The sequence below is a fragment of the Hymenobacter sp. UV11 genome (assembly GCF_004684095.1).
GTDB lineage: Bacteria > Bacteroidota > Bacteroidia > Cytophagales > Hymenobacteraceae > Hymenobacter.
Genome location: NZ_SRII01000005.1, coordinates 153,518 through 174,490, shown reverse-complemented (window position 1 = coordinate 174,490; position 20,973 = coordinate 153,518). Strand labels below are relative to the sequence as shown.

General features: G+C 60.3%; 17 protein-coding genes. 8 read left to right on the top strand and 9 right to left on the bottom strand.

All coding sequences use genetic code 11. The features are described 5' to 3' along the window. Window positions 1–60: 60 nt before the first annotated feature. Both E4631_RS10470 and E4631_RS10465 read right to left on the bottom strand, forming a co-directional pair. Complete coding sequence (locus E4631_RS10470; RefSeq protein WP_133655462.1) at window positions 61–1,332, bottom strand: sodium:proton antiporter; 1,272 nt, start codon at window positions 1,330–1,332, stop codon at window positions 61–63. 328 nt (window positions 1,333–1,660) lie between these two features. Further along, complete coding sequence (locus tag E4631_RS10465; RefSeq protein ID WP_133655463.1) at window positions 1,661–2,692, bottom strand: low specificity L-threonine aldolase; 1,032 nt, start codon at window positions 2,690–2,692, stop codon at window positions 1,661–1,663. 171 nt (window positions 2,693–2,863) lie between these two features. Here E4631_RS10465 and E4631_RS10460 point away from each other — a divergent pair, with 171 nt between their 5' ends. After that, window positions 2,864–3,406, top strand: a complete 543-nt coding sequence (locus tag E4631_RS10460; protein ID WP_133655464.1) for a hypothetical protein — start codon at window positions 2,864–2,866, stop codon at window positions 3,404–3,406. A gap of 61 nt (window positions 3,407–3,467) precedes the next feature. Here the strand turns inward: E4631_RS10460 and E4631_RS10455 are convergent, their stop codons facing one another. Continuing rightward, complete coding sequence (locus tag E4631_RS10455; protein WP_133655465.1) at window positions 3,468–3,989, bottom strand: metallophosphoesterase; 522 nt, start codon at window positions 3,987–3,989, stop codon at window positions 3,468–3,470. A 143-nt stretch (window positions 3,990–4,132) separates the two neighbouring features. Between E4631_RS10455 and E4631_RS10450 the strand changes: the two genes are divergently transcribed. Beyond that, window positions 4,133–4,828, top strand: coding sequence for an NUDIX hydrolase (locus tag E4631_RS10450; RefSeq protein WP_133655466.1), 696 nt, complete (start codon window positions 4,133–4,135; stop codon window positions 4,826–4,828). Then, window positions 4,828–5,319 (top strand): hypothetical protein, encoded by a 492-nt coding sequence (locus E4631_RS10445; protein WP_133655467.1) that lies wholly within the window; start codon window positions 4,828–4,830, stop codon window positions 5,317–5,319. Before E4631_RS10450 ends, E4631_RS10445 begins: the two co-directional genes overlap by 1 nt. 153 nt (window positions 5,320–5,472) lie before the next feature. On the opposite strand, the gene pckA is transcribed toward E4631_RS10445, so the two are convergent. Continuing rightward, complete coding sequence (gene pckA, locus E4631_RS10440) at window positions 5,473–7,089, bottom strand: phosphoenolpyruvate carboxykinase (ATP) (RefSeq protein WP_133655468.1); 1,617 nt, start codon at window positions 7,087–7,089, stop codon at window positions 5,473–5,475. Between the two features lie 365 nt (window positions 7,090–7,454). On the opposite strand from pckA, the gene E4631_RS10435 reads away from it, so the two are divergent. Beyond that, the gene (locus E4631_RS10435; protein WP_133655469.1) at window positions 7,455–9,020 is read left to right on the top strand and encodes a peptide MFS transporter; all 1,566 of its coding nucleotides are present in this window, start codon (window positions 7,455–7,457) and stop codon (window positions 9,018–9,020) included. Window positions 9,021–9,170: 150 nt separating this feature from the next. Here E4631_RS10435 and groL read toward each other — a convergent pair whose 3' ends face one another. The 4 genes from groL to E4631_RS10415 all read right to left on the bottom strand — a co-directional run bounded on the left by groL (window position 9,171) and on the right by E4631_RS10415 (window position 12,937). Beyond that, window positions 9,171–10,817, bottom strand: coding sequence for a chaperonin GroEL (gene groL / locus E4631_RS10430; RefSeq protein WP_133655470.1), 1,647 nt, complete (start codon window positions 10,815–10,817; stop codon window positions 9,171–9,173). Window positions 10,818–10,874: 57 nt separating this feature from the next. Further along, window positions 10,875–11,165 (bottom strand): co-chaperone GroES, encoded by a 291-nt coding sequence (gene groES, locus E4631_RS10425; RefSeq protein ID WP_205704228.1) that lies wholly within the window; start codon window positions 11,163–11,165, stop codon window positions 10,875–10,877. A gap of 252 nt (window positions 11,166–11,417) precedes the next feature. Beyond that, a complete protein-coding gene (gene secG / locus E4631_RS10420) occupies window positions 11,418–11,792 on the bottom strand; it encodes a preprotein translocase subunit SecG (RefSeq protein ID WP_133655471.1) in 375 nt (124 codons plus the stop codon). Window positions 11,793–11,806: 14 nt separating this feature from the next. Next, window positions 11,807–12,937 carry a hypothetical protein gene (locus tag E4631_RS10415; protein WP_133655472.1) on the bottom strand — a complete coding sequence of 377 codons (1,131 nt, stop codon included), beginning with the start codon at window positions 12,935–12,937 and terminating at the stop codon, window positions 11,807–11,809. Window positions 12,938–13,649: 712 nt separating this feature from the next. Between E4631_RS10415 and E4631_RS10410 the strand changes: the two genes are divergently transcribed. After that, entirely contained in the window at window positions 13,650–15,116 is a 1,467-nt protein-coding gene (locus tag E4631_RS10410) for a DUF4394 domain-containing protein (RefSeq protein WP_240734820.1), read from the top strand. A gap of 1,343 nt (window positions 15,117–16,459) precedes the next feature. Here E4631_RS10410 and E4631_RS25900 read toward each other — a convergent pair. Next, window positions 16,460–16,630: a hypothetical protein gene (locus E4631_RS25900; RefSeq protein WP_166647914.1), complete on the bottom strand. Its 171-nt coding sequence runs from the start codon at window positions 16,628–16,630 to the stop codon at window positions 16,460–16,462. 498 nt (window positions 16,631–17,128) lie between these two features. Between E4631_RS25900 and E4631_RS10405 the strand changes: the two genes are divergently transcribed. The 3 genes from E4631_RS10405 to E4631_RS10395 all read left to right on the top strand — a co-directional run bounded on the left by E4631_RS10405 (window position 17,129) and on the right by E4631_RS10395 (window position 20,928). Next, window positions 17,129–18,313 carry a cytochrome-c peroxidase gene (locus E4631_RS10405; RefSeq protein WP_133655474.1) on the top strand — a complete coding sequence of 395 codons (1,185 nt, stop codon included), beginning with the start codon at window positions 17,129–17,131 and terminating at the stop codon, window positions 18,311–18,313. Between the two features lie 372 nt (window positions 18,314–18,685). Next, window positions 18,686–18,952, top strand: coding sequence for a hypothetical protein (locus E4631_RS10400; protein WP_133655475.1), 267 nt, complete (start codon window positions 18,686–18,688; stop codon window positions 18,950–18,952). Between the two features lie 44 nt (window positions 18,953–18,996). Continuing rightward, window positions 18,997–20,928 (top strand): gliding motility-associated C-terminal domain-containing protein, encoded by a 1,932-nt coding sequence (locus E4631_RS10395; protein WP_133655476.1) that lies wholly within the window; start codon window positions 18,997–18,999, stop codon window positions 20,926–20,928. Window positions 20,929–20,973: the final 45 nt, after the last annotated feature.

Here is a 20,973-nt window from a genome sequence, read left to right as displayed (position 1 = left end):
GGCGGCGCAACGGAGCCCCAGGCCCGGCCGCACCAATCAGTCGTACCCGTCTGCTTACGCTTACTCCTCGTCGTGGGATGTCTTCGACAGCCCCAGGTAGCGCACCAGCGGCCCGATAGTGAGGCCCTGCCCCACAATGCTGAACACCACCACCACGTAGGTCATGCCCACCAGCAGTTCGCGGGGCATGGTATCGGGCAGGCTCAGGGCCAGGGCCACGGCTAGGCCGCCGCGCAGGCCACCCCAGGTCAGCATCTTCACGGTGTGCCGGCCCGAGCGGTAGCGCTTGCCTACTTGCAGCAGCTTGAGGGGCACGGCCACGGCCACTACGCGCACCAGCAATACCACCACGATGGCCACCAGCCCGGCCAGAATGGTGCTCAAATGCAGGGGTAGGATGAGCATTTCCAGGCCCATCAATACGAAAAGCATGGCATTGAGAATCTCATCAATCAGCTCCCAGAACTTATCCACGTAGTCCTGCGAGTGATTAGACATAATGGTGCCCTTGCGGCTGAAGTAGCCCACCAGCAGCCCGGCCATCACCATGGCCAGCGGCCCCGAGGTATGCAGGCGCGCGGCCAGCGCCGTGCCACCCGTTACCAGGGCCAGCGTTATCAGCACTTCTACCTGGTAGTTGTCTACGGTGCGTAGCAGCCAGGCCGTGCCCAGGCCCAGCGCGGTGCCCAGCAGCAGCCCGCCGCCGGCCTCCTCGGCAAAGAGCGTGGCCACGTGGCCCGGCGTTACATTGGCGGTGCCCATTTCGGCCACCCGCAGCAGGGTAATGAAAATAACCACGCCTACCCCGTCATTAAACAGCGACTCGCCCACGATTTTCAGCTCCAGCGAAGCCGGCACGTTGGCCTTGGTAAGAATGCTGAGCACCGCCACCGGGTCGGTGGGCGAGATGAGCGCCCCAAATAGCAGGCAGGGCAGCAGCGGCACGTGCAGCCCCAGCAGCGGCAGCAGGTAAAAAAGCCCGGCCCCCACCAGCCCCGTGCTCAGCACCGTGCCCATGGTAGCCAGGATGCCCACCGGCCAGCGCAGCTCGCCCAGCCGCCGCGCATCCACGTTGATGGCCCCCGCAAACAGCAGAAAACTCAGCATCACCTGCATGAGTAAGGTGCTGAAATCCAGGCCATCCACGAGGCGCGCAATGGCGATTACCGGCTTAAAGCCCGTTTTGCCCAGCTCCAGCAGCACCAGCGACGAGAGCAGGGCCAGCACCATCAGGCCAATGGCCATCGGCATTTTCAGGAAGCGGTGGTTGAGGTAGGCAAACGCGGCGGCGGCGACCAGTAGCAGCGCCAGGGCATCAAAGAGTACGGGCATTCTATCAAATAAGGGATGGCAAAAAAGTGAGGGGGTAGGGCAGCGCCCCGGCGCAAAGGTCAGGCTTTTGCCTGATTTTGCGCCGGGCTATTCCAGCAACCCACAGCTGCGTCGTCGTTTGAAAGCAAACGGGTTACCACTTGTCAGTTGCTGGTCAGTGCGTTGCAACACGACTAACAGCTGGCAAGTAGCAATCGGCAACTTGATGAGATGCAAGCAGTTGCTGCCCACCACTGCTGGGTATACGGGTAACTACCGCCCAACGCTCAGTTTTCCCGGTTTTCCTGGCTTGGGCACCGGCTTGGGCCAAGGCCAGCACAACCGCCACCTACCCCAGTGCCGCCACTACGCGCGTCACCATGGCATCGTCCACGTCGAGGTGCGTCACGAAGCGTACCCAGCTGCCCCCAAAGCCGCTGGCCTTGATACCCTGCGCTTCGAGCCGGGCCAGGAAGTCGGCCACGGTCAGGCGGTTTTCGTCGAGCCGGAAAATCACCAGGTTGGTTTCGGGCTCCAGAATTTCGGCCACGTAGGGCAGCGGGCGTAGTGCCTCGGCCAGCTGAGCGGCACGGCGGTGGTCGTCGGCCAGGCGCGCCACGTTGTGCTCCAGCGCGTAGAGCCCGGCCGCCGCCAGGTAGCCCGCCTGCCGCCAGCCGCCGCCCATGAGCTTGCGCAGCCGCTTGCAGCCCTTGATAAAATCGGCCGAGCCCACCAGCACCGAGCCCACCGGCGCGCCCAGCCCCTTGCTCAGGCACACTGAGATGGAGTCGAACAGCCGGCCGTAGTCCTCGCTACGCTGGCCAGTGGCCACCAGCGCATTAAAAATGCGCGCGCCGTCGAGGTGCAGCGCCAGGCCCTGCTGCTTGGCCAGCGCGGCAATGGCCTCCAGGTCGCTCCACGCATAGCAGCTGCCGCCGCCGCGGTTGTGCGTGTTTTCGAGGCACACGAGCCGGGTAGTGGGGTAGTGCACATTGTTGGCGGGCCGAATGGCGGCCTCCACCTGGCCCGCCGTGAGGCGGCCGCGGTCGCCGGGCAGCAGCGCCACCGAGGCGCGGGCCAGGTGCGCAATGCCACCCACTTCCCACAGGTATACGTGGGCCGTGGCCTCGCAAACGACTTCCGACAGCGGCGGGCAGTGTGCCTGAATGGCAATTTGGTTAGTCATCGTGCCCGAGGGGCAAAACAGGCCGGCTTCCATGCCAAAGCGGGCGGCCAGCGCTTCTTCGAGCTGGCGCACGGTGGGGTCTTCCTCATACACGTCGTCGCCGACGGGCGCAGCTAGCATAGCGGCCAGCATGGGGGGGGTAGGGCGCGTCACGGTATCGGAGCGCAGGTCGATTATGGTTGCTTCAGCGGACATAGGGTAGGGAGGCGGGGGCTCGTGGCGGGCGCTCGTGGAACACCGGTTTTTCTCCGCAAAGAACCGGTACGGGGCTGCCAAAAGCCAGCATCGGAAATAAGGTTTGGGATTTCAAAAGTAAACCCGTATTTTTGCACCTCATTTGCCAGAAATCTCATTTCCCCGGAAATCATGTCCGTTACCCGTCTAAAGCGCAAGCACCGCAAAAACATTGCCCGTGCCAACAATGAAGTGCGCAAAATCAAGAACTTGCTGCGTACGCCCGTGCTGAAAAACGTGGACCTGGACGAGCTGAAGTCGAAATTTGGCCAGGCTACCCCGCCCGATGTTGCTGCTGAGAGCAACGTGCCCGCCGCCCACAAAGCCGATAAAGCGGCTGCTAAAACCGAAGCCAAAGAAGAAGGCCTGCTCGCTAAAGTAGCTCACGCTGCCTCGGCTGCTGCCGATGCTGTGAAGCACGCTGCTACCGATGCCGCCGATGCCGTAGCGCACAACAGCCTCGTGGAGAAAGCTACTGATGCCGTGCAGGAAGCCGCCCACAACCTTGTGGAAGGTGCCAAGCACGTGCTCGACAGCAAAAGCCCTGAAGCCAACCAGGCTACCGAAGCCAACCAGACCGGCACCACCGGTTTTGACGCTGCAGAAGCCGAAACCAAGCCTGTGACCGAAGAAGGCCAGGCTGGCGAGCACCCTAAGCCCGAAATCGCGCTCTAGCGTCTCGTGCTACCCTTGTCATAAAAAGCGCCTGGTACTCGTTGCCAGGCGCTTTTTGTATCTAGCGTGCAAGGTCCTGGGAGGCCGTGCGTGGGCCCAGCTCTATGGCGCGCAGGTCCAGCACTTTGCCCTTGTCGATGCTAAAGCGCAGCAGCGTGCGCACCCGGTGAAAGCCGTGCCGGCCGGCCGCGCCGGGGTTCAGGGCCAGCAGTCCAAGTTTGGGGTCGGGCATAATGCGCAGGATGTGCGAATGCCCGCAAACGAAGAGGCCCGGTCGCGCCTGCGTCAGCAATTGCCGGGCCGCCGGGGCGTAGTGCCCTGGGTAGCCCCCAATGTGCGTCATCACCACGCGCAAGCCATCTACTGTAAAATCCTGAACCAAGGGCTCGGTGCAGCGCACGTCGGTACCATCGATATTGCCGTATACCCCCCGAAAAACCGGCGCCAGTCCCGTTAATTGCAGAATTAGCTCAGACGAGCCAAAATCGCCCGCATGCCAAATTTCATCCGTCTCGCGCAGGTGGTAGGCAATGCGCTCATCGAAGTAACCGTGGGTATCCGAAAGTAAACCAATCCGCGTCATATCTTCGGCAAAGATGCAACACTACCTGGTTGCGTCGTAAAAATCCGGGCCGCCCGTATCTTGCAGCGCTCCCCACGGTATGGGGCCGCTGCTAGTGCAGGTGCCAGTTTTTGGTTACCCCTTCTTTCCTTGAATTTTTTCCGATGAACGTCTTCATCAACGACGTGCCGCTGATTATTAAGAATTTCAGCGACAAAGTATACAAGCATAAGTACGACCTCGTGCTCGGGGCCACCGACGATTTTACCAGCAAAGACCTGGTAGGCGATGTGCTTGTACGCGATGCCACCGCTGCATTTCTGGACCGTCTGCTGCGGCTGATGGAAGTGAAAAAGCTCAAAAAGCTGGATTCGCTCACCATGCTGGTTCGCAAAAAGAAAAATCTTATTCTGCACCTGAAGGACCAGTTTAAGATTGCCAAAGCGGCCGGTGGGCTCGTGGTAAAAGACGGCCAGGTGCTGATGATTTACCGTCTGGGTAAGTGGGATTTGCCCAAGGGCAAGCTCAAAAGTGAGGAAGATGTGGCCCTCGGCGCCATGCGCGAGGTAGAAGAAGAGTGCAACATCAAGGTGGAATTAGGCGAAAAACTGCCGAGCACCTGGCATTCGTATGCCTACAAAGGCAACAAAATGCTCAAGAAAACCAGCTGGTTTGTGATGAATTGCCTCGACGACTCCGTTATGCGGCCCCAAACCGAAGAATATATCGAGGAAGTCCGTTGGATGTCGCCTCAGGACGCCCTGGCCCGCCTCGAAGAGTCGTATGCTTCCATCACGCTGGTAGTGCGCCACTACCTGAGCGAAATGGCCGGCAAGCCCGCCAAGGCAACCTCCGATTAATGCGTAGCTGGGCCCAAAATCTGCTGGTGCACTGCTACCGCCCTAGCTGGCAGCTGGCAGCCTGCTGGGCGATAGCCGGCTGCTCGGGCACGCATGAGCCCGTCCAAACTGCGCCTACCCTCCCCCGCGCCAGCGTAGCGCCCACTGCCAACGTGCCAGCGATGCTGGGCAAGTCCATTGATAGCTTGCGCAGCCAGCTGGGCCCGGCGCAAGCTCTGCCAGCCAACTACACCGACCCGCTGACAACCATTAGCGCCGCGCCCACGACCGATTCCCTGGCGGCCTTCCGCACCGGCGGCCTCACCATAGTAGCTAGCTACAACGCCCAAACGCGCCGGGTCCGCGACCTTCTGGTGCTGGGGCGGCACGAAGACAGCCTACTGGCGCGGGCGTCGCTGCGAGCCAGTGCGCACAACTACTTGATTATGCCGGTCTTCTTTGCCAACAAGCCTACTCACTTGTTGGGGCTGCGCATTATAACTACCAAGTAATAGCTGCCAAACAGACTTAAGGAACAAGTTTGATTGCTTAAAAGGTAATTCCGAGCTTGCCGAAGCACCTCGCGTGCGTCGTTGTAACGATACACGCGAGGTGCTTCGGCAAACTCGGAATTACGCTTTAGTAGCTTTTGTGGCGCTTACACCTTACACTTCGACCGCAACTTTCGGCGCCCCCGCCAGGATATCCGCGTTGGCAAACTCGGCGTATTTCTCAAAGTTCTTGATGAATTTTTCCGCTAGCTCGGTGGCTGTGCGGTCATACGCGTCTTTGTCGCGCCAGGTGTGGCGCGGGTCCAGAATTTCGGTAGGTACCCCAGGCACGGCGCCGGGCACGGCCACCCCAAAAATGGGATGCGTCCGGAAGTTTACTTCGCTGAGAACGCCCGAAAGCGCGGCCGCAATCATGGCGCGAGTATGGGCCAGCTTCAGGCGCTGGCCAGTGCCGTAGCTGCCGCCCGACCAGCCGGTATTCACCAGCCACACCTGTACATCGGGGTTTTCGTCCATCTTCTGGCCCAGCATCTCGGCGTAGCGGGTGGGGTGCAGGGGTAGGAACACCTGCCCGAAGCAGGCCGAAAACGTAGTTTGTGGCTCCACAATACCCATTTCGGTACCCGCCACCTTGGCCGTGTAGCCGCTCAGGAAGTGATACATGGCGTGGCTGCGGTCGAGCTTGCTAAGGGGGGGTAGCACTCCAAACGCATCGGCCGTGAGGAAGAAAATATGCTGCGGCGCGGCCCCCACGCTCGGCACCACGGCATTCGGGATAAAATGGAGGGGGTAGGCGGTGCGCGTATTCTCGGTTACGCTCTTGTTGGCGTAGTCTACGGTGTGGGTGCCGGGCCGGAAGCGCGTGTTTTCCACGATGGCCCCGAAGCGAATAGCGTCCCAGATTTCGGGTTCCTTGGCCGGGTTTAGGTCAATAACTTTGGCGTAGCAGCCGCCCTCAAAGTTGAAAATGCCCGCCTCGGGCGTCCAGCCGTGCTCATCATCGCCAATGAGCCCGCGCGCCGGGTCGGTGGAAAGGGTCGTTTTGCCCGTGCCCGACAGGCCGAAGAAAATGGCCGTGTCGCCCTGCGCGCCCACGTTGGCCGAGCAGTGCATGGGTAGGGTTTGGTGCTGGTGCGGCAGCAGGTAGTTGAGCACCCCAAAGATGCCCTTCTTCATTTCGCCCGCGTAAGCCGTGCCGCCAATGAGAATGAGCTTCTCCGTGAAGTTGATAATGGCAAAGTTTTTCTGGCGGGTACCATCCACGGCCGGGTCGGCCTCGAAGCCGGGCGCGCAGATAATGCTGAAATCGGGCGCCCAAGTGGTATCGGCCTCGGCCTCGGGGCGCAAAAACAGGTTGTAGCAGAAGAGGTTATGCCAGGCCAGCTCGTTCACTACGCGCAGCTTGAGCTGGTAGTCGGGGTTGGCGCCCGCGTAGGCGTCGCGCACAAAAATCTCCTTATCGGCCAGGTAGGCCACCATTTTCTGGTGTAGCTGCGTGAACTGGGCCGGCGCGAAGGGAATATTGATGTCGCCCCACCACACGCTCTCGGCGGTGCCGGCATCCTGCACAATAAACCGGTCTTTGGGCGAGCGGCCCGTGAATTGGCCGGTGTCGCACATGAGCGCGCCCGTGTCCGTTAGCTGGCCTTCTTCCCGGCGCAGGGCATGCTCCACGAGCGCGGCGGGCGGCAGGTTGAGGTGCGCCCGGGGCGGCGCTTGCGAAAAACCGAGGGGAGCCAAGCGTGCTGCGACAGCTTTGTGGTCAGCCATGTAAAAAGAGTGAAATGAGTAAAAAAAATGGGTGGGAGCAGGGTAGGAAAAGACGAAGCAGGCAACCTGGCTGCCGCAATGGGCAAGCGCAGTCAGTTGCGAAAAATAGCTGAGCTACCTGCGGTAGCAGGTAGCGTAGGCATGCACGGGCAGCAGCACTCGGATGAGTTCAGTACAAAGGTATGTATGATTAGCGAAAATTCGCTGTACCTGGCTATTCGCTAGGCTTGTGTCGAGCATAAGTGGCTACTCGTTGAGCTTGCCTGGCCGTCATTACCCCAAAGTTTTCTTAGCTTTACCCACCCCCGGCCCGTCGTGGCCTGGGGGCTTTTTACATTCTCTATCCTTACCCCTTCATTACCCACATGCAACCTGCTACCGCCAGCCTGCGCCCGCAACCGCCCCAAACGGCCTCGGGCAGCCACCCGCGCGGCCTCTACCTCCTGTTTGCCACCGAGATGTGGGAGCGCTTCAGCTACTACGGCATGCGCGCCGTGCTGGTGCTGTTCCTCATCGATGCCATGCGGATGGACAAAGCCTTCGCGTCGAAGTTCTACGGTGGCTACACTAGTCTCATCTACTTAACGCCCCTCATTGGGGCTTACATCTCGGACCGGTACTGGGGCAACCGGCGCTCAATTCTCACCGGTGGGCTGCTGATGGCGCTAGGGCAATTCACGCTCTTTGCTTCGGCCAGTATTTATGGTGGTGTTCAGGACCATCCCCTTAGCCATTGGCTGCTGTACCTGGGCCTGGGGGCCATGATTGTGGGCAACGGGTTTTTTAAACCTAATATTTCGTCGATGGTGGGCTCACTCTATACGCCGGGCGACAAACGCAAGGATGCCGCCTACACCATCTTCTACATGGGTATCAACCTGGGCTCACTCATCGGTAATACTATTACCAGCCTGCTCGGCGATACTGGTCGCTCCCAGGATTTTCGGTGGGCTTTCCTGGCCTGCGGCATCGCCATGACGTTCGGCACGCTTGTCTTCAACTGGGGCAAAGGCAAATACCTGCATACTCCGGAGGGCCAGCAGGTAGGCCTCACGCCCGCTCACTCTACCACGGTTAAGGGCATTTTTGCCCTTTTGCCCGTGATACTGGTGTTGATACTGGGTATTCTGTATCTCGACTCGGCCAAGTTTCCCACCATCGCTCCACTGCTGCTTATCGCGGTGGTTGGCATTGCCTTCATGATTTTCAGCGATAAGTCGTTGTCAAAAGCTGATATTCAGGGGGTAGTCGTCATTTTCGTGGTGTCGTTCTTCGTGGTGTTTTTCTGGGCTGCCTTCGAGCAGGCACCGGCCTCGCTCACTTTCTTCGCCAAGGAAAATATGGACCGCACGCTGTTCGGTATCACCTTGCCGCCCAGTATCTTCCAAAATCTGAACGCCTTCTTCGTCATCGCTGGAGCCCCCCTCATGGCCCTGCTGTGGACGGCCCTGGGCCGGCGTGGCAACGAGCCTCCCTCCCCCGTGAAAATGGCTATTGGCCTGGCGCTTCTAGCCTTGGGTTACCTGGTTATGTGCTTTGGGGTGAAGGACTTGCAGCCGGGTGTTAAGGTCAGCATGTTTTTCCTGGTGGCGCTGTATTTCTTCCACTCCATTGGCGAGCTGTGCTTGTCGCCCATTGGCTTGTCGCTGGTCAATAAGCTGGCTCCGGTCAAGTTCGCCTCGCTGCTAATGGGCGTGTGGTTTTTGGCCAACGCCGCCGCCAACTACCTAGCGGGCTACATGAGCAGCCTCTACCCCGACCCGCAGTCGAAAGCGCCTGCCCCGGTGCTGTTCGGCTACCAAATCAATAACCTGTACGATTTCTTCATGGTCTTCGTCGTTTCGGCCTCAGTAGCTGCCGCTATCCTGCTCGTTATCAGCCCTAAGCTGGTAAATATCATGAAGGCCCGCGAAGCCGAAGCTGTGGTATAGCTACCAGCTACACCCCACAAAAAAGCCCCGCCGGACCAACGTCCGGCGGGGCTTTTTTCAAATATTCAAACGGACTATAAGCAAACTTCGCGCAGTCAGCCGCTTCAGCGGCGTATCCACGAAATCAGTTAAATCCGTTTAATCTACGGTCTACATCATGCCGCCCATGCCACCCATACCGCCCATGCCACCATCACCGTGGCCAGCACCAGCAGCTTCCTTCTCAGGCTCGTCCGAGATAACGGCTTCGGTCGTCAGCAGCAAGCCGGCGATAGAAGCAGCGTTCTCAAGCGCTAGGCGAGTTACTTTGGTCGGGTCGATGATACCAGCGGCCGTCAGGTTCTCGTAGCGGTCCTCGCGGGCGTTGTAGCCGTAGTCGCCTTTGCCATCGCGCACCTTCTGCACTACTACCGAGCCTTCGCCACCGGCGTTCTGCACGATGGTACGCAGGGGAGCCTCCAAGGCCGTGCGGATGATGTTGACACCGGTCCGCTCGTCGCCGTTCAGGGTAACAACGTCGTCCAGAGCCTCAATAGCGCGCACCAGAGCTACGCCACCGCCGGGTACTACGCCTTCCTCAACGGCGGCGCGGGTAGCGTGCAGGGCATCGTCTACGCGGTCTTTCTTCTCCTTCATTTCTACCTCCGTGCTAGCACCGATGTAGAGGATGGCTACGCCACCGCTCAGCTTAGCCAAGCGCTCCTGCAGCTTCTCCTTGTCGTAGTCGGAGGTAGTGGTTTCCATCTGCGCCTTAATCTGGTTAATGCGCGAGGTGATGTCTTCCTTCTGACCTTTGCCATTGACAATCGTGGTGTTGTCCTTGTCAATGATGATTTTCTCGGCGGTGCCGAGGTAATCCAAAGTAGCGTTCTCCAGCTTGTAGCCGCGCTCTTCCGAAATCACCGTACCGCCCGTGAGGGTGGCGATGTCTTCCAACATAGCCTTGCGACGGTCGCCGAAGCCGGGAGCTTTAACAGCAGCAATTTTCAGCGAGCCACGCAGCTTGTTTACTACCAAGGTAGCAAGGGCCTCGCCATCAACATCTTCCGAGATGATGAGCAGGGGCTTGCCAGTCTGAAGCACTTGCTCCAACACGGGCAGCAACTCCTTCATGGTGCTCACTTTCTTGTCGTAGATGAGGATGTAGGGGTTCTCGAACTCCGTCTCCATCTTCTCGGGGTTGGTCACGAAGTAGGGCGACAGGTAGCCGCGGTCAAACTGCATGCCTTCTACCGTCTTCACTTCGGTTTCAGTGCCACGGGCTTCTTCTACCGTGATAACACCTTCTTTACCAACCTTATCCATGGCATCGGCAATCATTTTGCCGATTTCCGCGTCGTTGTTGGCCGAGATGGTACCAACCTGCGCAATCTCCGCGCTGTTGGCAATCGGCTTCGACTGGGCCTTCAGGTTGGCCACGACGGCGATAACCGCCTTGTCGATGCCGCGCTTCAAATCCATCGGGTTAGCGCCGGCGGCTACGTTCTTAGAACCAGCCGTGTAGATGGCTTGGGCCAGTACGGTAGCGGTGGTAGTACCATCGCCAGCCTGGTCGGCCGTCTTCGAAGCCACTTCCTTCACAAGCTGGGCGCCCATGTTCTCGATGGGGTCGCGTAGCTCGATTTCTTTGGCTACGGTTACGCCATCCTTCGTAATGGAAGGAGCGCCGAACTTCTTGTCAATGATGACGTTACGACCCTTGGGGCCGAGCGTTACTTTAACGGCGTTCGCCAGTTTATCCACGCCGCGCTTCAAGCGGTCGCGGCCTTCGGTATCAAATTGAATGTTCTTAGCCATTGTGGTGGGCAAGTTAGAATAGTAAAGAGGGGTAGGGAGCGCCGAAGCGCCGGGGCTTTAGAGAACGGCTAGAATGTCCTTCTCCTGCATGATGAGGTAGTCCTCACCATCCACGGTGATTTCGGTGCCGGTCCACTTGCCGTACAGTACCTGGTCGCCAGCTTTTACCTGGGGCTTGATGAGGGTGCCGCTGTCAGCGGTGCGGCCTTCGCCCACGGCTACAACTTCACCGCGCTGGGGCTTCTCCTTGGCAGTGTCGGGGATGATGATGCCAGACTTGGTAGTGGCTTCGGCGGCGGCGGCTTTGATGACCACGCGGTCGGCCAGCGGTTTAATGCTCAGTGCCATTGGTTGAAATGGGAAATGGATGTTTTGGATAATGAAGAAGTTGGGAACTCCTGTGGCGGGGGTTGACATGAAATGTGCCAACCGCCCAAACCTGACAGAATGCGCGCCGTAGCTGGCCGGATTGGCAGACGCGCCTGCCGTAACTGGTAGAAACGCCCGGCAAAAACGACGTAAAGCACAAAGCCAGCGGCCCGTCCTTAAACGAAAGCCGCTGGCTTTGTGCTAAATTTTCTGCGAAGAAAAGCTCGTGGGTTACTGAGCTGGCTGGGGCTGCGGAACCGGCACGGTGGAAGGTGCCGGAGCGCCAGGCGCCGGGGCAGACGCAGGAGCCGGTGCCGAGGCCGGCACTACAGCCCGCTGGGCGGCTTGCTGGTTCACGCTGCGAACCGGCCCGTTGCTGCCGCTGCTCAGCATGTGGGTAGCGAGCGTAATTACAATCAGGCCAATCGCGAAGCCCCAGGTGAGCTTTTCGAGCAAGTCGCCGGTGCGCTTCACGCCCATCAGGTTGGCTGCGCCACCCGACCCAAACTGGCTGCTGATGCCGCCCCCTTTCGGGTTCTGAGCCAGTACGATGAGCGACAGGAGAAAGCAGATAACCAGGATGAAGATGACTAGTGCGAAGTACATGAGAAAAGAAATAGCTACGCCGATGGGCGCAATGAGTCAATTTGAGCTGCAAAGTACGCCATTTTTTCCGGCTGTTTCACCATCAGGCGCTCATAAATTGCAATGGCGCGGTCAACTTTTCCCTGCCGTGCCAATATTTTGGCTAAGCTTTCAGAAGCTAAATCGGGCTCGGCACGGGTGCTGCGCACCGACAAGTCGGCTTGGGCTTCCTCATCGAGGGTAGGGAGGGCCCGGCGGCGCGACGCGGCCGGGGCCCGCTGCAAGAAGCTGTTGATGAGGTCGAGCGGGCGGGCCTTGGGCGCCTCGGGCTGCTGGGCCGCCACGTGGGCCAGTAGCAGCGCGTCGGGCGCGAAAAACTCTCCGGTAGGGGGTAGGCCAGTAGCGGGCATCCCGTCGCGGCCCGCCGCTGGCAGCAGGCAAAAGCCCAGGCGGCTCCCCTCGGTAGGGGCATACGCCACATCGGCCACGCCCGTAAAGGGGGGTAGCAAGGGGGTGCCAACGGGCCGAGCCGGTGCCGGGTTTTCAAGCAGCCCAGCTAGCTGGTAAGCCGCTAGCTCAACCGGACTTTCGTAGGCCAGCCCAAACTCTGTGCTGGCCACCGCCGCCTCGGCAGGCGGCCGAATGGGCGGCGCCTGGGGCGGCAACTCCGGCTCTGGCGTAGGTTCCGGCTCCAGCGTGGGCGCTAGCTCAGCCGGGCTGCTGGCTACCGGCACCAGCTCCTGCTCGGGAACATCAATAAGCAATTCATCCCTTTGCTCATCAGGTAGTTCAGCCGTTTCGGCGGCGGTGTCGCCTACGGGAGGAGCTGGCTCGTGCAGGGGGGGGTAGGGGGCGGTTACCAGGTCGTTAGTGGCCTGGTGGGCCGCCGGGACTTCGGCCAGCACCAGGGGGGGGGGCGCTACCGCCACGGGCGCGGGCAGCTCGATGAGCTGACGCAGTAGCGTGCGGTCGGCGGCGTAGGTGGCCGCGCGGCGCAGGCGCTGCCCGGCCAGCATCGACCCCTGGTCGTGGGCCGCTTTGGCTAGCAGCAGGTGAGCCGTTTGGCAGTAGGGGAAGGCCTCGGCCAACTCTTCCAGCGCCCGCACATCGGCCCCGGTGAGGGCTGTGGGCTGGGCGAGCAATTGAAGTAGGGTGGCGCGGGTCAACGTGAAGTAGAAAGTAAGCGGTATGGGCCGGGCAAGTTACGCAACAGGTCGCTGCCGAAAAGTCAAAGTATAAGGCATAGTGCCTGCCAAGTACCACAAGCAGTTTAGTACAAGATGATTACCGATAAACAGCCGCGTGGGTGCCTGCTCGCTGGCCCGCAGTAAAAACGCGTGAAAAGCGAAATGCCGCCGCCATAGCAACGGGTGAAATGCTATGACAAAGTGACAAAAAACGCCTGCCTGCCGCCGCGCCCAGCTCTATTTGGTAAGAGCCTGGTTGCCGCTGCCCACAAGTGAGCGGTAGTACCTACTATTGGCCTAAGCACCTGGTAATAAGGCGGGATTCACTGATGAGCTACTAACAGGTTTGGCCCACTTTGCCCGCTAGCGCAAGGCAGGATGCGCAACGAGTGAATCACGTATTACTCAACTAGTTTCCGTTTGTACGTTGGTTCTCCATCCGTTCCTTCTCGGATGCAGATTCGCCTGCTGTTCTGCGCACCGACGACTCGCTAGGATAGCCTGGATGCGGAGCAGGTAGCACGACTGCTTTATTCTTTTATGGACTGATAATCAGTAATTTATTGTATTGTCGCTAGGCCATCCAATCTGACCAGCAACTGAAAATCGTAAGCAAGGGAAATTCACTAAAAATTCATCCTGTATGAAATTTTCGTTGCCTCCCTATTTTAGCTCTGCCCTTTTGCTGGGAATGGGCCTTTTGTTTACCGCCTGTGATAAGAACGACGATACTGTTCCCATTAGCAAGGTTGACTTGACTTTCCAGGCGCTGTCCAGTACGAATCAGCTGCTCCAGTTCAACGCCAATAATGTGACGGCGGCACCTACGGCTGTGGCCATTACCGGCTTGCAAACCGGAGAGCGCATCCTGAGCGTGGACTACCGCCCCGCCACTGGCCAGCTATACGGCCTGGGCAGCACCAGCCGCCTCTACGTTATCGACCCGGCCACCGGTGTGGCCCGCCCCATAGGAGCTGGCCCCTTCACGCCGGCCCTGAATGGCACTACCGCTACCATCGACTTTAACCCCACCGTCGACCGGCTGCGCCTGGTTAGCAACACGGGCCAAAACCTGCGGCTGAACCCGGAAACCGGCGCCGTTATGACCACCGATGGCGCCATTAATGGTGTGACGGGCGCCGCTATCTCGGCCGTGGCTTATACCAACCCAGTGGCGGGAGCCAGCACCACGGTGCTCTACGACATCGACCCCACTACCGACAAGCTGTACCGGCAAGACCCGCCCAACGATGGCACCCTGGTGGCCATTGGCGATTTGGGCGTTAACGTAACGGGGCTCGCGGGCTTTGACATTGCCGCCGCTGACAACAGCGCTTTTGCCGCGCTAACGGTGGATAACCAGGCGGGGCTCTATAAAATTGATTTGAGTACGGGCCGCGCTACGCGCTACGATAATTTCCCGGCCAACACGACTATCATTGGGGTAGCCATTCCGACCAAGGCAGTAGCCTACGGTGTTGATGCGGATAATAACTTTGTGACCTTCAACCCAAGTACTCCCCAAACTCAGGTAACCAAACCCGTTACCGGCTTGCAGAGTGGCGAGCGCCTCGTAGGCCTGGATATGCGGCCGCTCAATGGGCAGCTCTATGGCCTGGGCAGTACCAACCGGCTCTACACGGTTAACCTCTCTTCGGGGGCCGCAACGGTAGTAGGCGCCGGCACGCCCCTCGTTTTGACGGGCACCAATTTCGGCTTCGACTTCAACCCCACGGTGGACCGCATCCGCATTGTGAGTGACACTGGCGTGAACCTGCGCGTGAACCCCGCCGATGGTATTGCCCTGGTAGATGGCACCCTGAACCCGGGTACGCCCACCATAACGGCCGCTGCCTACACAAACAATTTTGCGGGCGCGACGACAACGGTACTCTACGACATTGATTCCAACACCGATATGCTGTATCGGCAAGACCCGCCCAATGTGGGCACACTCGTTTTGGTGGGTGCGCTGGGCGTGAATACAACTGGGGTAAATGGCTTTGATATTGGGGGCACCAGCGGCACGGGCTTTGCCGTGCTGACGGTGGGCACCGCCGCCAGCGTCTACACGATTAACCTGGCCACGGGAGCTGCGACCAAGGGAGGCGACCTGCCGCGGCCCTTACAGGCAATGGCCGTAGGCTTGGGCTTCTAAGCGTTCCGCGGCCACCTTGCTCGCCGCAGCTCAGGAAGTACGGGCCTGCTACTTCAAGGAAGGCCCCACTACTTGTCTTTACCCAAAACCCGAAAAGCGCTGGCCGACTGGTCAGCGCTTTTTTTGTGGGCCGGCGGGTATGCGCACTTCAATACATTTTGGCGAGGCGCCGTAGCGGGGCTGGATTGGGCGACTTCCGCCACCAGCGGGTGATGCGGCAAGCACAGCCTCGGTTAAAAGTTTGGCCTCAAGGTTAACGTTGACTTAGTAGCCAGTTCCTTCAGCATTAAGTACTCGACGGTAATTGGTTGATGTTTACAAAAGGCGGTCATGCTCATCTGGCGTCCGCTTGTCGAAGCATCTCTACCGCGTAACTAACTCTAAACGTTGAGATTACTCTCGTGGTAGAGATGCTTCGACAAGCGGACGCCAGATGGGCATGACGTTCTCGATATAATAAGCTAATTAGCAACGGGTACTTATAAATAATTGGCTATGAGTAAATACAATTCTTGATACCTGCCTGCGTCAGCAGGGGGGGGTAGGGGGCATACCAAAAGGCTGCTGCCAACAAGCCTCTCCGGTAATCTTTGGACCAAGCTTTTATACTCGTCACGAAGTGGGCGGAAGTAGAGGCACACTTTGAGACGAGTATAACCAAAGCCAGGAAGACCAATTGCCTCAAGCAGGGGTAGGACCTGATGGTATCTCAGGCACGTCTTCTTCTACGCAGGCAAACTTAATCCTGGGCCCCGCCCTACTCTCTCACGCCGCAGTTGGAGCTATCGGCCACGCCGCTAGAATATGCACCTGGGTGAAAACTACGGCAGCTTTAGAAATCGCTTATTTTGGAATGCGCTGGTCGGTGTGAACTACACCTTTGGCCAGTAGTGGTTTAAGGTCGCCACTTGAGCATCGCGCGCAGTGGCCCATGAACCCGGGCCACTCGCGGTAGTCCAGTTCTTTGGCTTTAAGGCAGAGGCCAGAGGCGTTGGACCTAGGAATTATCGCAGCCCAGCGGGCCTAACTCTGCGAGCGCAGCGCTCGCAGAGTTGGGCCCGCTGGGCGTTGCCGCAATACTGGCGCCCGCGGTCAGCATACACGGGTAAGCAGCGGCGGGCTGCTGGGTAAGGAGAGCCCGCCGCCAGGGATTCGTAGTGTCGAAGATGCCCGGGCAAGGCTGCAAGCAGCACAGCCGGCAGGGATGAAAAGCGGTAAGTCCGTGAGAGTAGCAGATAAGGTGGCATGGGCACCGCGCCGCGCAAAGTAGGCGTCACGCCCACCATTTTGCCCCCGTTGTGGGTGTTGGCAAAGGTAAAATAATGGCCGGCATACCGCAATTCTCAACTCCCCATGAGGCTGGGTGTGCCCAGAAAAGTAAGGCAGCAGTTGCCGGCCCCAAACGTGCCGGCCCGGTTGGTAGCAGTGCCCTGGTAGCCATCGGCGGCCAGGCCGCCTGCCAGCTCGCTATAGTCCTCGTTGGGTACACCGGGTGCCAGCACGGCAGCAAGCATGGCTTGGGCGGCGGCCAGCTGCGGGGCACTGACGGAGCCCCAGCGGCCGCGAGAACAACTGCGGAAAATTCGACCACTTGGGCGGCATCCACTCTGGCGTAGGGCAGCGGAGGCTCGCCGTGCTGGCTAGGGTTGAGAGTAGCCTTGAATGCCTCGGCCAGGCACACCACCTGCGTAGCCGTTGACTTATGCGCTGGCCAGGGGGGGTAGGGCAGGTAGTTTTTTGCCCGCCTGCTGCTGGCTCGATGGCTGACCACGCTTACTGGGTAGCGGCCGGCCAAAATAAATGAGTCGCCCGCGTGGGGGTAAGGGCAGCTTCGCGTCTCTTCCTGCTAAACGGCCCACCTGCGAACGCCCCGCCAAGGGGGCGGCGCTACCCCCAACCTATTCGATGAGCTACGGAGCGCGCCCTGGGTACCCGCGGGCCAAGCGCTGACGAGCTGGCGCTTTGTGAGTAAAATACTGTCCATTAATAAGTTAATCTTCTGCTATCTGCTAATGGCGACTTCCGTTACTACTCAGCTTACCTCGCTGCTTGCCGCGGCGGCCTTGCTTGTTGCGGCGGTGGCCTGCCAGCAGCGGGCCGACTCGCCTACCCCCGCCGGCACGCTGGCTACCAGCACCCTGGCCGCCCTGCCGCTGGAAGCCCCGGCTCCGGCCACTAACCTCACTAGCTCGGCGAAGGTCAGCCTGGGCCGCACCCTGTTCTGGGACCCGGTGCTCTCGGGCGGGCGCGATGTGAGCTGCGCCACTTGCCACCACCCGGCCACCGCCTACGCCGACGCCGTGGACTTAGCCATCGGCGAAAACGGCCAGGGACTGGGTGCGGCCCGCCACTTCCGGAGCCCCAATACCATTCCCTTCGGCCAGCGCAATAGCCAGACCGTGCTCAATGCGGCTTTCAACGGGTTAACTGCCACTGGCGCGGCAGACCCTACGGCGGCCCCTATGTTTTGGGACAGCCGCGCCAGCTCGCTGGAAACCCAATCCTTGCTCCCCCTGGCGACGCTCGAAGAGATGCGCGGCCACCAATATGCCGAAGGTGATGCCCCCGACTCGGTGGTGGCGCGGCTGCGCCGCATCCCAGCCTACGAAGCTTTATTTAAAATGGCCTTTGCGGAGACTATGCCCATCACGGCCACGAACATCGGCAAAGCATTAGCCTGCTTCGAGCGAACCCTGCTAGCCACCGACTCGCCCTTCGACCAGTATATGCGGGGAACTACCTCGGCGCTGACGGCGCAGCAAGTGCAAGGGCTGCAGGATTTTGTGCAGAGCGGCTGCGCCAAGTGCCACGGCGGCCCCATGCTCAGTGATTATCAGCTGCACGTGATGGGCGTGGCCGATAATAGCAAGAACGCTATTTCTGATGCGGGGGCGAACGGTACCTACGCCTTCCGCACGCCCAGCCTGCGCAACGTGGCCCTGACGGCGCCCTACATGAGCAGTGGTGCGCTGCCCAACCTCCAGGCCGTGCTCGATTTCTACGACTCCGGCCGCGGCGGCGCACGCTCGGCCAACCCCCATGTGGCCACGAGCCGACTCGACCCGCTTTTCCCGACAAACGTGACCAACAAGCAGGCCATCATGGCCTTCCTCAACTCCCTCACGGCTACGACCTACGACCGCACCGTGCCCGCTACCGTGCCCAGTGGCCTGCCGGTGGGTGGCAATGTTAACTAGTGCCTACCGCGGTTCCCAGATTAGGGTACGTGTTCCGGTCCGACGGCGGAGCCGTCCGACCGGTTGACGAGTGCGCCGCTCAACCAATCGTTCAACCTTCGTTCCCACGACAACCGGTCGGATGGCTCCGCCATCGGACCGGAACACGTACTCTGACTTGGAAATTACCATAATACCTGAAAACCAGTAATTTACGAAGGAGTAAGTTGCGTCGTTAAAATAAAATGCGGCGGTGCGTGGGGGTAGCGCAGCCCCCGCGCATCTTATTGCTGAACCGCCCCTGATGGCCGTAGCCTGGGGGTAAAAAACCATTGTTTTGGGGTATTCTGCTTCCGCACGCCACTTCTGCTCATCATTTATTTAGTTGCCTATATGCTACCAGGCCAAAGCCAGCCGCTGCTAATGCTTTACTGGGCCGCGGCCTACCACCAGGCGCAAGCCAGCGCCCAGGGCCGGGAGTGGCACGACGAGCTGGCCCGGTACCAAGCCATCTACGAAGAGCTGCTCACCAGCCCCGAGTGGGCCGGCGAACCCGGGCAGCTCTTCCGCCCCGACCAGCAGCCCCTGTCAGTGCGCGCCCTCACCCGCGACCTGGCTGGCTGGAGCCCGCCGCAGTGCGGTGCGCTAGCAATAGGGTAAAGCATAAGCTACTTGAAACCAGCGGCATTAGCCATTCTAAAATCGTGCACTACTTCGTATCTGTCCTGGCCGTGCGGGCGCGAGCCTGGGCTGTGCTCAGCACCTGGCTGCTGGTGTTGCTAGCTGCCGCGCCGGCTCGGGCTACCCACATCGTGGGCGGAGAGCTCGACTTGCAGCACCAAACCGGCAGTACCTACACGCTCACGCTCACGCTGTACTTCGATGCCATCAACGGCAACGCGGCAGCGCTCGACCAGGCGCTCACCGCCGGTGTTTTTGATAAAGCCACCAACCGGCAGTTGCAGAGCGTGGTGCTGCCGCTCACCAGCAACACGTTTGTGAGCTACACCAATCCGGCCTGTGCCGTGGGCTCGCTCAGCACCCGCAAGCTGGTGTATAGCAAGAATATCACCCTGGATGCCGCCACCTATACCAGTGCCAGCGGCTACTACGCGGCCGTGGAGCGCTGCTGCCGCAACCTGGCTATCAGCAATATCACTACCCCCGGCGGGGCGGCCCAAACCTTTTACCTGGAGTTTCCGGCTGTGGTGCGGAGCGGGGCCACTTTTGTGGACTCGACGCCGCGCATCTTCCCGGCCCTGGGCGACTATGCCTGCCTGAACAACCTGTTTTACTATGATTTTGGGGGGATAGACCCTGACGGCGACTCGCTGGCCTACGACATGGTGACGCCCCTCAACGGCCACTCGACGGCCGCTAACCCTAGCCCGCTGCCCACGGCGGCTCCCTACTCTACCGTGACCTGGACCGCTGGCCTCAGCACCACCAACCAGATTCCTGGCGCCCCGGCGCTGGGCATCGACGCGCACACCGGGCGCCTCACGGTGCGGCCCAGCCGGCTAGGGCTGTTCGTGTTTGGGGTGCGTTGCGCGGAGTACCGGAAGGGCGTGAAAATCGGTGAGACGCGCCGCGACTTCCAGCTCTACGTGCTGAACTGCCCCAGCAATAATCCGCCCGTGGTGACGGTGCAAGCCAATGGCCGCGCCTACCAGGCTGGCCGCGACACGGTGCGCCTGCTGCCGGGCGGCGCGCGCTGCCTGACTATCTACTACACCGACCCCGACCCGAACTCGACGCTCACGCTCACGACGCAGCCCGTCAACTTCACCGATGCGGCCACGGCCCCGAGCTTCACCACGCGCACCAGCGGCACCGTGCACGCGGCGGGCCAGCCCGATACGCTCACGGCCACGCTCTGCTTCCCCGAGTGCGCCGACACCAAGGGTAAAGTGTACCGGCTCAACGTATTGGTGGCTGACAACGGCTGCTCGCTGCCCAAGCGCGACACCGTACAGGTGGCTTTCATAGTTGCCCCGCTGGCCCCGACCACGCCGGTTTTTACAACCTCGTTTCCGGCTGCGCGGGTGCCCGAAACGGCACCCACTGTGGTGCGGGTGGCCCTGGGCCAGCCCTACACGGCCACGCTGCTCGGCACCGATACGGTACCCAACCCGCTGGCCCTCACCGCTACCGGCGAAGGCTTCAGCCTGGCCACGGTGGGCATGGGCTTCAGTGCGCAAAATGGCACGGGCCGCGCCACCGCCACCTTCAGCTGGCTGCCGGCCTGCGGCCCGGCCACCGCCAGCGACAGTGGGCTAGTGGTGCATTTTGTGCTCACCCAAACTGCGGTGTGTAAGTCGCAAACGCTCACGCGCACCATCCGCTTTGTAGTGGCCCGGCCCACCGACTCGCTGGCCTTTCGCCCGCCCAACGTGATTACGCCCAACGGCGACGGGCTCAACGAAGCCTTCACCCTCGACCAGGCCCTACCCCCCGATTTCTGCGCCAGCCAGTTTGCGGGTGTCAGCATCTTCTCGCGTTGGGGCCGGCTCGTGTACCAGTCGCCCGCCCGCAGCTTTAGCTGGGCTGGCGGGGGGGTAGGGGGCGTCTACTACTACCTCGTCACCTTCACCGATGGGCGGCGCTTCAAAGGCTGGGTAGAGGTAATGCCTTGATGGGCTACCCCATTTCAAATTCGATTCCCCTGCTAAGTACCCCTT